The sequence below is a fragment of the Glycomyces sp. NPDC021274 genome (genome assembly GCF_040641195.1).
In the GTDB taxonomy this organism is placed as follows: Bacteria; Actinomycetota; Actinomycetes; order Mycobacteriales; family Micromonosporaceae; genus Glycomyces.
In genome coordinates, this window is record NZ_JBFADC010000001.1 from 600,340 (window position 1) to 615,137 (window position 14,798).

General features: G+C 70.6%; 11 protein-coding genes. 1 reads left to right on the forward strand and 10 read right to left on the reverse strand.

Translation table 11 applies throughout. The annotated features are described in order from the left end of the window. Positions 1–9: 9 nt before the first annotated feature. Positions 10–1,515 carry a tRNA (N6-isopentenyl adenosine(37)-C2)-methylthiotransferase MiaB gene (gene miaB, locus AB0I03_RS02730; RefSeq protein ID WP_360405282.1) on the reverse strand — a complete coding sequence of 502 codons (1,506 nt, stop codon included), beginning with the start codon at positions 1,513–1,515 and terminating at the stop codon, positions 10–12. Between the two features lie 72 nt (positions 1,516–1,587). Then, positions 1,588–2,634, reverse strand: a complete 1,047-nt coding sequence (locus tag AB0I03_RS02735; RefSeq protein ID WP_360405285.1) for an aldo/keto reductase — start codon at positions 2,632–2,634, stop codon at positions 1,588–1,590. A gap of 90 nt (positions 2,635–2,724) precedes the next feature. Between AB0I03_RS02735 and AB0I03_RS02740 the strand changes: the two genes are divergently transcribed. Next, positions 2,725–3,336 (forward strand): TetR/AcrR family transcriptional regulator, encoded by a 612-nt coding sequence (locus tag AB0I03_RS02740; protein ID WP_360405288.1) that lies wholly within the window; start codon positions 2,725–2,727, stop codon positions 3,334–3,336. Positions 3,337–3,485: 149 nt separating this feature from the next. Here AB0I03_RS02740 and AB0I03_RS02745 read toward each other — a convergent pair whose 3' ends face one another. The 8 genes from AB0I03_RS02745 to ilvD form a co-directional block, all read right to left on the reverse strand. Further along, complete coding sequence (locus AB0I03_RS02745; protein WP_360405291.1) at positions 3,486–3,914, reverse strand: type II toxin-antitoxin system VapC family toxin; 429 nt, start codon at positions 3,912–3,914, stop codon at positions 3,486–3,488. Beyond that, on the reverse strand, positions 3,911–4,165 hold the full coding sequence (locus tag AB0I03_RS02750) for a type II toxin-antitoxin system VapB family antitoxin (RefSeq protein ID WP_360405294.1): 255 nt from the start codon (positions 4,163–4,165) through the stop codon (positions 3,911–3,913). The genes AB0I03_RS02745 and AB0I03_RS02750 overlap by 4 nt, the downstream gene beginning before the upstream one ends. Positions 4,166–4,285: 120 nt before the next feature. Beyond that, positions 4,286–5,296, reverse strand: a complete 1,011-nt coding sequence (gene ilvC, locus AB0I03_RS02755) for a ketol-acid reductoisomerase (RefSeq protein ID WP_360405297.1) — start codon at positions 5,294–5,296, stop codon at positions 4,286–4,288. Positions 5,297–5,314: 18 nt separating this feature from the next. Then, on the reverse strand, positions 5,315–5,836 hold the full coding sequence (ilvN, locus tag AB0I03_RS02760) for an acetolactate synthase small subunit (protein WP_360405300.1): 522 nt from the start codon (positions 5,834–5,836) through the stop codon (positions 5,315–5,317). Then, a complete protein-coding gene (locus AB0I03_RS02765) occupies positions 5,836–7,695 on the reverse strand; it encodes an acetolactate synthase large subunit (RefSeq protein WP_360405303.1) in 1,860 nt (619 codons plus the stop codon). The genes ilvN and AB0I03_RS02765 overlap by 1 nt, the downstream gene beginning before the upstream one ends. A 226-nt stretch (positions 7,696–7,921) precedes the next feature. Beyond that, the gene (locus AB0I03_RS02770; protein WP_360405306.1) at positions 7,922–10,684 is read right to left on the reverse strand and encodes an EAL domain-containing protein; all 2,763 of its coding nucleotides are present in this window, start codon (positions 10,682–10,684) and stop codon (positions 7,922–7,924) included. A gap of 241 nt (positions 10,685–10,925) precedes the next feature. Beyond that, a complete protein-coding gene (locus AB0I03_RS02775) occupies positions 10,926–12,764 on the reverse strand; it encodes a hypothetical protein (protein ID WP_360405309.1) in 1,839 nt (612 codons plus the stop codon). Positions 12,765–12,871: 107 nt separating this feature from the next. Then, complete coding sequence (gene ilvD / locus AB0I03_RS02780; RefSeq protein ID WP_360405312.1) at positions 12,872–14,716, reverse strand: dihydroxy-acid dehydratase; 1,845 nt, start codon at positions 14,714–14,716, stop codon at positions 12,872–12,874. Positions 14,717–14,798 lie beyond the last annotated feature (82 nt).

Genomic DNA, 14,798 nt, shown 5'->3' on the forward strand with positions numbered 1-14,798 from the left:
GGAGTGATATCAGCAGGCGCAGCCAGGGGTTTCAGCCTTCGGCAGGGGCTTCCGGCCGATGCTCGGCATGCCGAGGCTGACGCCGGGGAGTTTGGTGGCCTTGCCTGCGGCCCAGGCGTCGCCGGCCTTCGTCGCGCGGTGGGTGAGGATCTGGCCGTCCGCGACGAGGTGGTGGGGGGCGCCGTAGGTGATGACGGTGGTGATGACGTCGCCGGGGCGGACGCCTTCGGCGTTGCCGGTGGGGTCGGTCTCGCTCGGTGTGACGTTGAAGTGGACGAGGCGGCCGTCGCGGGCGCGGCCGGAGAGTCGGCCGGTGGCGGCGTCTTTGCGGCCGTCGCCGACGGTGACGAGGACTTCGACTTCGGTGCCCTCGAGTTTGCGGTTCTCCTCCCAGGAGACACGTTCCTGCAGGGCGACCAGGCGCTCGTAGCGTTCTTGGACGACGGCTTTGGGGATCTGGTCCTCCATGGTCGCGGCGGGGGTGCCGGGGCGGATGGAGTACTGGAAGGTGAAGGCGCTGGAGAAGCGGGCCTGTTCGACGACGTCGAGGGTGGCCTGGAAGTCCTCCTCGGTCTCGCCGGGGAAGCCGACGATGATGTCGGTGGTGATGGCCGCGTCGGGCATGGCCTCGCGGACGTCGGCGATGATCTGCAGGTACTTCTCGGAGCGGTAGGAGCGGCGCATGTCCTTGAGCACCTTGTCCGAGCCGGACTGGAGGGGCATGTGGAGCGAGTGGCAGACGTTCGGGGTCTCGCTCATCGCCGCGATGACGTCGTGCGTGAAGTTCTTCGGGTGCGGGCTGGTGAAGCGCACGCGTTCGAGGCCTTCGATGGCGCCGCAGGCGCGCAGGAGCTTGCCGAAGGCGAGCTTGTCGCCGAACTCGACGCCGTAGGTGTTGACGTTCTGGCCCAGGAGCGTGACTTCGGAGACGCCTTCGTCGACCAGGGCCTGGACTTCGGCGAGGATCTCGCCGGGGCGGCGGTCCTTCTCTTTGCCGCGCAGGCTCGGCACGATGCAGAACGTGCAGGTGTTGTTGCAGCCCACGGAGATCGAGACCCAGCCGGAGTAGGTGGAGTCGCGCTTGGTGGGGAGGGCGGAGGGGAACGTCTCGAGGGTCTCGAGGATCTCGACCTCGGCCTCCTGGTTGTGGCGGGCGCGTTCCAGGAGGACCGGCAGTGAGCCGATGTTGTGGGTGCCGAACACGGCGTCGACCCAGGGGGCGCGCTTGACGATCTCGCCGCGGTCCTTCTGGGCGAGGCAGCCGCCGACGGCGATCTGCATGTCGGGGTTCGCGCGCTTGGCGGGGGCGAGGTGGCTGAGGTTGCCGTAGAGCTTGTTGTCGGCGTTCTCGCGCACCGCGCAGGTATTGAACACGACGAGGTCGGGGGCGGCGTCGGCGGCGACCGGGACGTACCCGGCCTCCTCGAGCAGGCCCCCGATGCGCTCGGAGTCGTGCACGTTCATCTGACAGCCGTACGTCTTCACCTGGTACGTCTTCACCGCTTGGTCAACCACCCTCCCAGGATAGACGCGAGTCACGTCACAGCCCGAGGGCCGGGAACCACTTGGGTCCCGGCCCTCCCGGAATCACCGCGCCTGCGGGGTGAGCGGCGGGTTGAGGCGGGCGAAGCCCTCCTGGACCTCGTAGGGGTAGTACGGGTAGGGAGCGGTGCGGCCGCTGGCCTTGTCGAGGCGCGCGACCTGGTCGGTGGTGAGCTCCCAGCCGATCGCGCCGAGGTTGTCCTGGAGCTGGCGCTCGTTGCGGGCGCCGATGATGACGGACGCGACGGTGGGGCGGCGCAGGAGCCAGTTGAGGGCGATCTGCGGGATGGTCCGGCCGGTCTCCTCGCTCAGTGCCGCGAGGACGTCGACCACGTCGTAGAGGAGTTCGTCGGCGACGGGAGGCCCCCATTGGGCGGTCTCGTGGAGGCGGCTGCCTGCGGGGAGCGGCTGCCCGCGGCGGATCTTGCCGGTGAGGCGGCCCCAGCCGAGCGGGCTCCAGACGACGGCGCCGACGCCCTGGTCGTGGCCGAGCGGCATGAGCTCCCACTCGTAGTCGCGGCCGACGAGCGAGTAGTACACCTGGTGGGCCGCATAGCGGGTCCAGCCGTGCGCGTCGGCGGCGGCGAGGGACTTCATGAGCTGCCAGCCCGCGAAGTTCGAGACGCCGATGTAGCGGAGCTTGCCGGTCTTCACGAGGTCGTCGAGGGCGCTCACGGTCTCCTCGACGGGCGTGCCCGCGTCGAACGCGTGGAGCTGGAAGAGGTCGATGTGGTCGGTGCCGAGGCGCGTGAGGGCGGCCTCGACGGCGGCGATGAGCCGGGCGCGGCCGGTGCCGGCGTCCTGCGGCCCCTCCCCCGTCGGCAGGCCCGCCTTGGTGGAGATGAGGGCCCGGTCCCGGCGGCCCTTGAGGGCTTGGCCGAGGACCCGCTCGGATTCGCCGTCGGAGTAGACGTCGGCCGAGTCGAACATGGTGACGCCCGCGTCGAGCGCCATGTCGACCATGCGGCGGGCCTGGTCGGCGCCGGTGTCGCCCCAGGCGCTGAAGAGCGGGCCGCGCCCGCCGAAGGTGCCCGCGCCGAAGCTGAGGGCGGGGACGTGGAGGCCTGACGCGCCGAGCCTGCGGTATTCCATGATGCAACCCTTCTAATGGTCCTAGAGTTCCGTTAAGAACTTCGACTAAGCTAGCCCACGAAGCATCATTAACGCAACTGGAGTCCCGTTATGAGTGACGAGCGTCCCGATCCCGGCACCGTCCGCCCCGGCGGCCGGACCGCGAAGGTCCGCGAGGCCGTGCTCCGCGCCGCCGGCGACGCCCTGGCCGAAGACGGCTTCGACCGGCTCGACCTCGCCGAGATCGCCCGCCGCGCCGGCGTCGGCAAGACCACGGTCTACCGCCGCTGGGGCACCGTCCCCGGACTCGTGGCGGACCTGCTGACCGAGATGGCCGAAGACTCCTTGCCGCGCAGCGAGACCGGCTCGCTCCTGGGCGACCTCACGGCGCAGGCCCGCCTCGTCCAGTCCACACTGAGCGACCCGCGGCAAGGCCCGCTCTTCAAGGCCCTCATCACCGCCGCCGCCTGCGACCCCCAGACCGCCGAGGCCTTGCACCGCTTCTACCGCATCCGCACCGAGGAATGGGCGCCCTGCGTCACCGCCGCCATCGAACGCGGCGAGATCCCCGCAGGCACCGACCCGACCGAGGTCATCCGCGCCGTCTCCGCGCCCCTCTACTACCGCCTCCTCATCGGCGGCGACCCCGTCGACCGGGCCAGCGCCGACCGCGCCGCGAAGGCGGCGGCGACCGCCGCCCGAGCAGGCGCCTTCACCGCCTGACCCCGCCCACGCAAAAGGCCGGGAACCGCAGTGCGGTTCCCGGCCTCTCGGTGATCTTGGGCTGCTAACAGCGCATGAGCTCGCGCTTAATGCTTAAGCGGTCTCGGTGACCTTGCGCTGCACCCAGCGGCAGAACGAAACCTGCGCATCTATGCAGAGCTGTCCGACGGCGGTCTCAAGACTGCGATGTCGGTCCGGACGAAGTCTTCACCGACGCAAAGGATCGGGCGGTCGAGCTCGGCGGCGACGCCATAGACGATGCAGTCGCCGAAGTTCAGCTTGGCGGGATGCCGCCCGTTGCCGAATCGGCGCCACGATTCGAGCGCCCGCTCGGCGGCGCTCGCGGTGACCTCGACGATCTCGATTTCAGCGTCGCGGAGGAACCGAGCGGCGGCCCCCGTACCGAGCAGCCCAAAGCGGGATTCGAGGACCATGCCGAGTTCAAGATAAGTCGCCGCAGGCATCACCGCGGCGGTCGTCTGTGCAAGCGTTTCCGCCAGCCAGTCGGCACCAGGCTCGTCACTCAGGACCGCAACGACGGCCGACGTGTCAACGACGATGTAGTCGGTTTCGGTCACGCGGGCAAGCCGTCCTCGTCGTAGCCGATGATCTCGTCAGCAGAGCGCGCGTCCAAGACCGGCAAGGACCGCAGTTCGGCGCGCAGCGCGTCCAAGCGATGACGGATGCGCCGAGTCCGGGAACCGCGAGCCTGTCGGTCCAACCGCTCCCGGATCGCCGTCTCCACGGCCTCTGTCAGGGATTCGCCGGTAGCCGCGACCAGCTCGCGCGCGAGCTGGTCGGCCGCCGGACTCTTGATACTCAATGCCATGTCTGCAATTCTATCGCAGATTCTAGAAATCTAGAATCGACGCGCCCAGCCCTCGGACCCTGAAAACCGAAGGCCGGGAACCGCTACGCAGTTCCCGGCCTTTCAGGCAAATACGCCCAATTAGGCAGTTTCTGTAATTTTGCGCTGCACCCAGGGCATCAGCGCGCGCATCTTGGCGCCGGTCTCTTCGATCTTGTGGTCGGCCTGCTCCTGCTGGAGCTTCTTGTAGTTCTCGCGCTTCTCGGACTCCGCGACCCATTCCTTGGCGAAGGTGCCGTCCTGAATCTCGGTGAGGATGCGCTTCATCTCGGCCTTGGTGTCGGCGTTGACGACGCGCGGTCCGCGGGTGAGGCCGCCGTACTCGGCGGTGTCCGAGACGGAGTACCACATGTTGGCGATGCCGCCCTCGTAGATCATGTCCACGATGAGCTTGAGCTCGTGCAGGCACTCGAAGTACGCGGCCTCGGGGGCGTAGCCCGCCTCGACCAGGGTCTCGAAGCCGGCCTTGATGAGTTCGGCGGCGCCGCCGCAGAGCACGGCCTGCTCGCCGAACAGGTCGGTCTCGGTCTCCTCCTTGAAGGTGGTCTTCAGGACGCCCGCGCGGGTGCCGCCGATCGCCTTCGCGTAGGAGAGGGCGACGGCCTGGGTGTCGCCGGACGGGTCCTGCTCGACCGCGACGAGCGCGGGGACGCCCTTGCCGTCCACGAACTGGCGGCGGACCATGTGGCCCGGGCCCTTCGGGGCGACCATGGCGACGTTGACGTCCGCGGGGGCCTGGATCAGGTCGTAGCGGATGTTGAAGCCGTGGCCGAAGAACAGGCTGTTCCCGGCGGACAGGTTCGGGGCGATCTCCTCGGCGTACAGCTTGGCCTGCGCCGTGTCCGGGACGAGGATCATGATGACGTCGGCCCATTCGGCCGCCGCGGCCGGGGTGAGCACCTTCAGGCCCGCCTCCTCGGCCTTCGGGCGGGACTTGGAGCCCTCCTGCAGACCGATGACGACCTCGACACCGGAGTCGCGGAGGCTCAGCGAGTGGGCGTGGCCCTGGGAGCCGTAGCCGAGGACGGCGACCTTCTTGCCCTGGATGAGGGCCAGATCGGCGTCGTCGTCGTAGAACACTTCAGCGGACATGTACTGCTTCCTTCGTTACTAGCTGTTCGGAGAGACGTAGCGCGACAGCGACGCCATCGACTTGGCGCCGCGGCCGAGCGCGACCGTCCCCGACTGGACGAGCTCCTTGATCCCGAACGGCTCGAGGACTTCCAGGAACGCCTCGATCTTGTCGGAGTTCCCGGTGACCTCGAAGGTGACCGTGTCGGGTGTGACGTCGACCGAGCGGGCTTTGAACAGCTCGGCGGCGGCGATGACCTGGCCGCGGGTGGCGGCGTCGGCGCGGACCTTCACCAGCAGCAGTTCGCGCTGCACGGAGGAGCCCGCTTCCAGTTCCACGATCTTCAGGACGTGGATGAGCTTGTTGAGCTGCTTGGTGACCTGCTCCAGCGAGCCCGCCTCGACGTCGACCACGATGGTGATGCGGCTGACGCCGGGGTGCTCGGTCTCGCCGACGGCGAGGGAGTCGATGTTGAAGCCGCGCCTGGCGAACAGGGCGGCCACGCGGGCGAGGACGCCGGCCTTGTTCTCCACGAGGACCGAAAGGGTGTGGACGCTCACTAGATCGCTCCCTCGTCGTCGAAGTTGGGCCGCACGTCGCGCGCGTAGAGGATCTCGTCGTTGGAGACCCCGGCCGGGACCATCGGCCACACCATGGCGTCGGGGCCGACGGTGAAGTCGACCACGACGGGTCGGTCGTTGATCGCGTTGGCCTGCTTGATGATGTCGTCCACCTCATCGACGTGGTCGGCGCGCAGGCCGACGCAGCCGAGGGCTTCGGCGAGCTTCACGAAGTCCGGGACCCGCGGCGAGGCCTCGGAGTGGTGCGTGGACAGGTTCGTCTGCGAGTAGCGCTTGTCGTAGAACAGCGTCTGCCACTGGCGGACCATGCCCAGGTTGCCGTTGTTGATGACGGCGACCTTGATCGGGATGCCCTCGATCGCGCAGGTCGCGAGCTCCTGGTTGGTCATCTGGAAGCAGCCGTCGCCGTCCACGGCCCACACGGTGCGGTCCATGCGGCCGAGCTTGGCGCCCATGGCCGCCGGGACCGCGAAGCCCATGGTGCCCAGGCCGCCGGAGTTGAGGAACGTGCCCGGCCGCTCGTACTTGATGAACTGCGAGGCCCACATCTGGTGCTGGCCGACGCCGGTGGTCCACAGTGTGTCCTCGGGTGCGAGCGCGCCGAGGCGCTCGATCACGTACTGCGGGGAGGTGAGGCCGTCGTCGATGTCGGCGTAGCCGAGCGGGTAGCGGCCGCGCAGGTCGTCGAGGGTCTCCCACCAGACCTTCAGGCGCTCCTTGCCGGGGTCGGTGTAGACCTCGATCATGGCGGCGATGGCGGCCTTGCAGTCGCCCACGATCGGGACGTCGGCCTCGCGGTTCTTGCCGATCTCGGCGGGGTCGATGTCGACGTGGACGACTTTCGCCTCGGGCGCGAAGGACGAGAGCTTGCCGGTGACGCGGTCGTCGAAGCGGGCGCCGAGGGAGACCAGCAGGTCCGACTTCTGGAGGGCGTGCACCGCGGGGACGGTGCCGTGCATGCCGGGCATGCCCAGGTGCTGCGGGTGCGAGTCGGGGAAGGCGCCGCGGGCCATCAGGGTGGTGACAACGGGCGCGCCGGTGAGCTCGGCCAGTTCCAGCAGTTCGGCGTGCGCGCCGGACTTGATGACGCCGCCGCCGACGTAGAGCACGGGGCGCTTGGCCTCACTGATGAGCGCGGCGGCCTCGCGGATCTGCTTGCCGTGCGGCTGCGTCGTGGGACGGTAGCCCGGCAGGTCCATTTTGGGCGGCCACACGAAGGGGGCGTGGGCGTTGAGGATGTCCTTGGGGATGTCGACGAGGACCGGGCCGGGGCGCCCGGAGGCGGCCACGTAGAAGGCCTCGGCGAGGACGCGCGGGATGTCCGCGGCGTCGGTGACCAGGTAGGAGTGCTTGGTGATCGGCATGGTGATGCCGACGATGTCGGCCTCCTGGAAGGCGTCGGTGCCGATCGCGAAGGAGGCGACCTGGCCGGTGATGGCCACGATCGGGACGGAGTCCATGTGGGCGTCGGCGAGCGGGGTCACCAGGTTGGTGGCGCCGGGGCCGGAGGTGGCCATGCACACGCCGACTTTGCCGGTGGCGAGGGCGTAACCCTGGGCGGCGTGGCCGGCGCCCTGCTCGTGCCGGACGAGGACGTGGCGCACCTGCTCGGAGTCGAAGAGCGGGTCGTAGGCGGGGAGGATCGCGCCGCCCGGAATGCCGAAGACGGCCTCGACCTCGAGCTCCTCGAGCGCGCGGACGACGGCCTGCGCGCCGGTGAGGACGGGTGCGGCGCTGGACGCGCCGATCGGAGGAGCCGGCTTGGGGGCCTTCGGCCTCGCAGGCTGAGCTTTGGCAGCCTGCGGCCCAGGCTTCGGTGCCTTCACTGGTGTGCTCATGTCCTTCGTCCAATAGGGAGATGTGGCTGGTTCGACATGTGGCGTCGTTCCCCGGGCAGAAAAAATCGCCCGCGTGCTAGACGCACGGGGCGAGCGCACCGTCGGAGAACGACGGTGCGCTAGATAAGTACTACGACGAGCGGCCGCGCGGCGGGCGCGGTCGCGATGCTCTGGTCGTAGTTCTGCTTCGGCACGCTCCCCAGGATGCACGATTCCGGCCCGTGAGTCAACTTTTCTCAGACTCCGGGACGTCGTTGGGCGTGTCGCCGGACGCCCCGGCACCGCCGGGGGCGGACACGGGCTCGATCACGTCAGGCGGATCACCCGGCGCGGGCAGCGCCGGCGGCAGGGCCCGCGGGTCGTCGGCGAGCCAGCGCGTGAGGTCGTCCGGTTCCATCGGCTTGGCGAGGAGGTAGCCCTGCACGAGCGGCGCCTGGGCGGCGATCATGGCGTTGAGCTGGGTGTCGGTCTCGACGCCTTCGGCGATGACCTCCATGCCGAGGATGCGGCCGAGGGCGACGGTGATGGCGGCGAGGGGGCCGACGCCGCCGTCGTCCTTGGCGATGAGGTCGCGGTCGATCTTGATGATGTCGACCGGGAGGCGTTCGAGTTGGCCGAGGGAGGAGTAGCCGGAGCCGAAGTCGTCCAGGGCGATGCGCACGCCGGCGCCGCGGAGGGCGCTGAGCTGGGCGACGAGGGTGTTCATCTGGTGGGAGAAGTCGTGTTCGGTCACTTCGAGGACGAGGCGGCGGGCGGGGACGCCGGCGGCGATGAGCGCGGTGTTGACCTCGGTGGCGAACAGGTGGGTGTGGAGTTCCTTGACGGAGACGTTGACGGAGATCCAGGTTCTGATGCCGGCGGCGGCCCAGGTGGCGAGTTGTTCGGCGGCGCGGTTGACGGCCCAGACGGCGAGGTCCTGGGTGAGGCCGGATTCGGTGGCGGCGGGGATGAACTCGCCGGGGCTGACGTGGCCGAGGCGGGGGTGGTGCCAGCGCATGAGGGCTTCGGCGCCGACGATGGAGCGGTCGGCGGTGGCGAACACGGGTTGGTAGACCAGGCGCAGTTCGTCGCGGCGGATGGCGCCGCGGAGCTCTTGGGTGAGTTCGTTCTTGCGGCGTACTTTGCGGTCGAATTCGGCGTCGTAGGTGGCGTAGCGGTTCTTTCCGGCCTGTTTGGCGGCGCGGAGGGCGAGGTCGGCGTTGCGGAGGAGGATCTCGGGGTCGCCGAAGCCTTCGGCGGCGGTGGCGATGCCGACGGAGCCGGTGGTGAAGACGGTGGACTCGTCGTGGAAGTCGTAGGGTTCGCCGAGGCGGGCGACGAGGGCTTTGGCGGTGGCGACGGCTTCGGACCAGCTGGCGCGCAGGAGGATCGCGAATTCGTCGCCGCCGAGGCGGGCGCCGACGTCGGTGGGGCGCAGGAGTTCTTTGATGCGGCGGGAGACTTCGACGAGGAGTTCGTCGCCGAAGTCGTGGCCGCGGGTGTCGTTGACGTTCTTGAAGCCGTCGAGGTCGAGGAGGAGGAGCGCGGTCTGGTGCTCTTCGGCGCTCACGCCGTCTTCGAGGCTCTGGAGGAGCGCGCGGCGGTTCGCGAGGCCGGTGAGCGGGTCGGTGTAGGCCATGCGGGCGAGTTCGGTCTCGAGGCTGCGGCGCGCGCCTACGTCCTCTACGCGGGCCACCAGGCCCCGTACTTGGGGTTTGCCGCGGAGGTCGGTGACGATGGTCTCGGTGTGGCGCCAGCGGCGGGCGGAGTCGCGGACGCGGATGCTGAGGGAGACGTGGCGGGTGTGGCTGATGCCGTCCAGGAGGGTGCGGAGGTCTTCTTCGGCGGTGCGGCGGTCGTCCATGTGGACGAGGTCGAGGAAGGAGGCGCCGACGCAGCTGCCGGAGTCGGTGGCGGGGCGCCAGGCGGAGTCCTCGGGGTGCCAGGTGACGGTGAGGTCGGGGTCGAGGACGAGGACGGTGTCGGAGGCGACGCCTACGATGGCGGAGAGCTTGCGGTGGCGGGCGGCGGCCTCGCCGGTGACGCGGCGGACGTCGAAGTAGGTGAGGACGAGGCGTGCGGCGAGGGCTCCGGCAGCGGCGAGGGCGAGGAGTGCGGCGTCGAGGGGGAGGGGGCCGACGTGGCCGCCGTTGAAGAGGACTGCGGCGGCGGCGATGGCGGCGGCGCTGGCCATGACGGTGTAGTGGACGCCGGGGTAGTTGGGTTTGTCGACGGGGGCGGGTTTCTGGGTGCGGGCGAGGTAGGTGACGCCGAGGAGGGCGGCGCAGGTGGCGACCCAGGCGACGGACCACCAGAGGATGCGTTCGTCGGGGCGGTCCCACTGCCAGGTCATGTAGGTGGCCATGGCGGTGAGGTGCACGGCGAAGACGGCCATGTAGGCGAGGGCGTGGCGGCGGCGCCAGCGTTGGATGCGGAAGGTGGTGGTGACGCCGACGCCGAGCATGACGACGCCCATCATGGCGGGGATGACGATGGCGAGGTCGCCGTCGGCGAGGTGGCCGCGGTACTTCTCGAAGAGGGGCCGGAAGGCGAGCAGCCAGACGGCGAAGAGGAAGCAGAGGCCGACGAACGCGCCGTCGACGAGGCGGCGCTGGACGGCCTGCGGGTCCCAGCCGCTGTCGGGGAGGCGCAGCAGCGCGAGGGACCAGATGACGACGGCGGTGCTGAAGCCGAGGCCGGCGGCGAGCGGGGCGCCGCTGCCGGGGAGCCAGCAGGCGGCGGCGATGCCGGCGGCGACGGCTTGGATGCCGGCGGCCATGAGCTGGTAGGTGACGCGGCGGGCGGGCGCGATGCGTCCGGCGGCGCGCCACATGAGGAGTCCGGCGCAGGCCGCGCCGATGCTGCCGAGGACGGCGGCGGAAGCGGGGTCGATGCGCGGGAAGGCCGAGTGGACGCCGACGACGACGGCGGCGGTGAGGACGGAGCACCACACTGCGGCGGTCGCGAACCACGACAGCAGCTGCCGCACGCGGCGGGGGGTTGGCGCCATCCACTGTCCCAATCGTAGGAAACCTCGTGCTTAACAGGATGCCGCATCGGCGTACCGATCCGTATCGGGCCCTCCGCAAGTGCCTGCGGGGGTGCCGTGCGGGGATACGGGAGTCCGACTTCGCCGGGAACGGGGCTTACGGCCGTGCGGTGCAGGTGGCAGGGGCGGGAGTCGGCTGATGGGGGCCGGCCGTCCCGGGGGGCCGGGACGGCCGGGGCGCCGGGCTCCCCCGGCGCGGCCGCTATGCGGTGAGCGCGTTCGGTCCGGGTCCGCTGAGCGCGTTCGGGGTGGTCCCGGCGGGCAGGGTTTCGCGGAGTTGTTCGAGGGCGCGGCGGGCGGCGAGGCCGTTCTCGGTCTCGGCGCGCTCCTGGTTCTCGGCGTCCTTGCGGGCCTTGGCGAGTGCGGCGCGGGTCTCGGCGAGCTGCTCGTCGCGGCGGTGCTGGTTCGTGCGGGCTTTGGCGGCGTCGCTGCGGTACTTCGCGATCGGGATGATCACGGCGAGGACGAAGAGGACGGCGAGGAACCACTGCCCGAAGGCGACCATGAGCACGCCGAGGAGGGCGAGCGCGGCCCCAATGGCGGTGGCGACGGGTTTGGACGGTGCGGCGGCGGCGAAGGCGCGTTCGATGCGGCGTTCGACGGCGGCGAACTGGTCGGGGTCGTGGCCGTCGCGGGTGACCTCGATGTACTCGCCGCGGCGGCGCACGGTGACGGTGGCCTTCGCGGGGGTGCCGAGGGAGGCTTCGATCCGGTCGAGCCGCTCGCGGAGCACCGGCGCGGCGAGGCCGAGGGCCAAGCGGCGCAGCGGCATCGGGGCTTCGGGGTCGAAGAGGTCGCGGCGGACGAGGTCGGCGACGGTCCCGGCCGGGTCGGTCCAGGAGTGCCGTGCGCCTTCGCGCCCTTCGGCAGACGGGTGGAGACCGGCCATCTCGCGGACGAGCGGCAGCTCCCCCTCGCTCGGCTCCTCGATGAGTTCCTGGAGGTAGGAGCGCCAGACGGCGTCGTCGTAGCGCGGTTCGGCGGCGGCGTCCTCGCGCGCCGCGTCGCCGAGGCGCGCGGTGCCGGTGCCACCGCCCGAGGCCCCGTCGACATCGAGGAGCGCGGCTGTGCCGGCGATGTCGGCGGCGGCGCGACCGGGCTCGCCGAGGCGCAGCGCGCCACTCCCGGTACCGTCCCCGGCCGCAGTGCCGGGCGCCGCGTCGCCGACGGTCGCGCCGTCAACGTTCGCCTCGCCGGCCCGCTCCTCCGGCCCGGCGACCGCCGTGAAGTGCGCTGCAAGCGCCGCGAGGGAGGCCGGCCGGGAGCCGCCGAACCCCCCGATCGCCTCGTCCCAGGCGGCCAGCGCCGCCTCGTCGAGCGCACCGGGGTCGAAGCGTTCGCGCAGGAGCGACGCGAGCTGCGCCTCGGCTCCCGGCCCGAAGGCGCCGAGGGCCGCCTGCTCCCACAGGGTCCGCCAGCCGCGGGCGACCTGGCCCGGTTCGACCACGCCGAGGTCGGCGGGCTCGCTGAGCAGGCGCAGCACGGCCGCGTCGGTGAACACGGGCTGGTCGAAGCAGCGGCCGACGGCGAGGCCGAACAGTTCGGCCCGGACCGCGTCGCGCTCGCGCGCGGCTTCGAGGCCGGTCTTCAAGTCGGCGAACGCGTTCCCGCCGGTCCCCTGCCCCGGGAACCGGTCCCGCACCACCAGCGGCAGGACGGCCGCCGCGGCGGGCGGCAGCCAGTACCCGGGGACGTCGTCGATGCCGCGCAGGACCGGCATGCGGCCCGCGGCGAGGGCCCGCACGGTGTTGCGGATCTCCTTGCGCGCCTGGTACTCGTCGAATTCGAGCAGTTGGAAGCGCAGCTCGGTCCAGCGCAGGACCGTGTCGAGCCGCGAGTGCATTTCGGAGGCCGCCGTGGAGATCTTCTCGGCGAGTTTGGCCTCGCCGGCGCGGCGTTCGCGTTCGAGCCGGCGGGTGTGCGCCCGCTGCTGCTCGATGGCGTCCATCTGGGCGCGCTCGCGCCCGGCGTCGGTCCAGTACCAGGTCGACATGGTGTCGCCGGAGTAGGAGTGGTCGTTGGACGAGTAGCCGTCGCTCATGGGGCGCTCCGGGGGTGAGGGGGCGTGGGCGGAGTTCATTGTGCCCGGGACACGCCAACGGCGGGGTCCCGCCGCGTTGCCGCGGGCGGGGCCCCGCCGTCGATGCGCTAGTTGACCTTGCGGACCGCGCCGTCGCTGGCCGGGGTGGCCATCGCGGCGTACGCCTGGAGGGCGCGGGAGACCACGCGGTCGCGGTTCACCGGGGTGTAGGGCTGCTCGCGCTTCTCTTGGGCCACACGGCGTTCGGCGAGGACCGAGTCCTCGACCTTCAGCTCCAGTCTCCGGGCCGGGATGTCGATCTCGATGAGGTCGCCGTTCTCGACCAGGGCGATGAGGCCTTCACCGGCGGCTTCGGGGCTGACGTGGCCGATCGAGAGGCCGGAGGTGCCGCCCGAGAAGCGGCCGTCGGTGATGAGCGCGCACTTGCGGCCCAGGCCGCGGCCCTTGAGGAACGAGGTCGGGTAGAGCATCTCCTGCATGCCGGGGCCGCCCTTGGGGCCTTCGTAGCGGATGACGACGACCTCGCCCTCCTTCACGGACTTGTCGAGGATGCCCTGCACCGCGTCGTCCTGCGACTCGAAGACGTGCGCGGGGCCGGTGAACGTCCAGTTCTCCTCGGGCACGCCCGCGACCTTGACGACGCAGCCGTCCACGGCGAGGTTGCCGAACAGCACGGCCAGGCCGCCGTCCTTGGTGTAGGCGTGCTCGACGGAGCGGATGCAGCCGTCCTCGGCGTCCGTGTCCAGGCTCTTCCACCGGTTCGCGGTCGAGAAGGCCTGCGTGGTCCGGACGTTGCCGGGCGCGGCGTGGTACAGCTCGATCGCCTCGGGGGCCGGGTGCTCGGCGCGGATGTCCCACTTGCCGAGCCACTCGGCCATAGACGGCGAGTGGACGGTGTGCACGTTGTCGTTGAGCAGGCCGCCGCGGTACAGCTCGCCGAGGATCGCGGGGATGCCGCCGGCGCGGTGCACGTCCTCCATGTGGTACTTCGGCGAGTTCGGGGCGACCTTGGCCAGGCACGGGACGCGGCGGGAGATCGCGTCGATGTCGGCGACCTTGAAGTCCAGCTCGGCCTCGCGGGCGGCCGCGAGCAGGTGCAGGATCGTGTTGGTGGAGCCGCCCATGGCCACGTCGAGCGCCATGGCGTTCTCGAAGGCCTCGCGGGTGGCGATCCGGCGCGGCAGGGCCGACTCGTCGTCGTGCTCGTAGTAGCGGCGCGCCAGGTCCATCACGACGCGGCCGGCCTCGGTGAAGAGGTCGCGGCGGGCCTCGTGGGTGGCGAGGGTGGAGCCGTTGCCCGGCAGCGACAGCCCCATGGCCTCGGTGAGGCAGTTCATGGAGTTCGCGGTGAACATGCCCGAACAGGAACCGCAGGTGGGGCAGGCGTCCTCTTCCATCCGCAGGAGCTGCGCGTCCGAGACGCTGTCGTCGGCGGCGGCGACCATCGGGTCGACGAGGTCGAGCTTCTGGGTGACGATGCCGTCCTTGTCGACGGTCTTGCCGGCCTCCATCGGGCCGCCCGAGACGAAGACGACCGGGATGTTCAGGCGCAGCGCGGCCATGAGCATGCCGGGGGTGATCTTGTCGCAGTTGGAGATGCACACGAGGGCGTCGGCGCAGTGCGCGTTGACCATGTACTCGACGGAGTCGGCGATGATCTCGCGGCTGGGCAGCGAGTAGAGCATGCCCCCGTGGCCCATGGCGATGCCGTCGTCGACGGCGATCGTGTGGAACTCCTTAGAGACGCCCCCGGCCTCGGCGATGGCCTCGGCGACGATGTCGCCCATGTTCTTGAGGTGCACGTGCCCGGGAACGAACTGCGTGTACGAGTTGGCGATGGCCACGATCGGCTTGCCGAAATCGGAGTCGGTCATGCCCGTTGCGCGCCAGAGCGCGCGGGCGCCCGCCATCTGGCGGCCGTGAGTGGAAGTGCGTGAACGTAGCGCTGGCATGGATCAAGTCTGCCACGTCCTGCATGACGGGACGATGCGCCCGGACCTTAGGACTGCCTAAGGTTTGGGCAGGTGGTGGCGG

Bases quoted from the DNA above. Each gene is read 5' to 3' on its own strand.
- AB0I03_RS02750 (WP_360405294.1), bottom strand. From the start codon at position 4,165: ATGGCATTGAGTATCAAGAGTCCGGCGGCCGACCAGCTCGCGCGCGAG.
- AB0I03_RS02765 (WP_360405303.1), bottom strand. From the start codon at position 7,695: ATGAGCACACCAGTGAAGGCACCGAAGCCTGGGCCGCAGGCTGCCAAA.
- ilvC (WP_360405297.1), bottom strand. From the start codon at position 5,296: ATGTCCGCTGAAGTGTTCTACGACGACGACGCCGATCTGGCCCTCATC.
- ilvD (WP_360405312.1), bottom strand. From the start codon at position 14,716: ATGCCAGCGCTACGTTCACGCACTTCCACTCACGGCCGCCAGATGGCG.
- AB0I03_RS02775 (WP_360405309.1), bottom strand. From the start codon at position 12,764: ATGAGCGACGGCTACTCGTCCAACGACCACTCCTACTCCGGCGACACC.
- AB0I03_RS02740 (WP_360405288.1), top strand. From the start codon at position 2,725: ATGAGTGACGAGCGTCCCGATCCCGGCACCGTCCGCCCCGGCGGCCGG.
- AB0I03_RS02735 (WP_360405285.1), bottom strand. From the start codon at position 2,634: ATGGAATACCGCAGGCTCGGCGCGTCAGGCCTCCACGTCCCCGCCCTC.
- AB0I03_RS02770 (WP_360405306.1), bottom strand. From the start codon at position 10,684: ATGGCGCCAACCCCCCGCCGCGTGCGGCAGCTGCTGTCGTGGTTCGCG.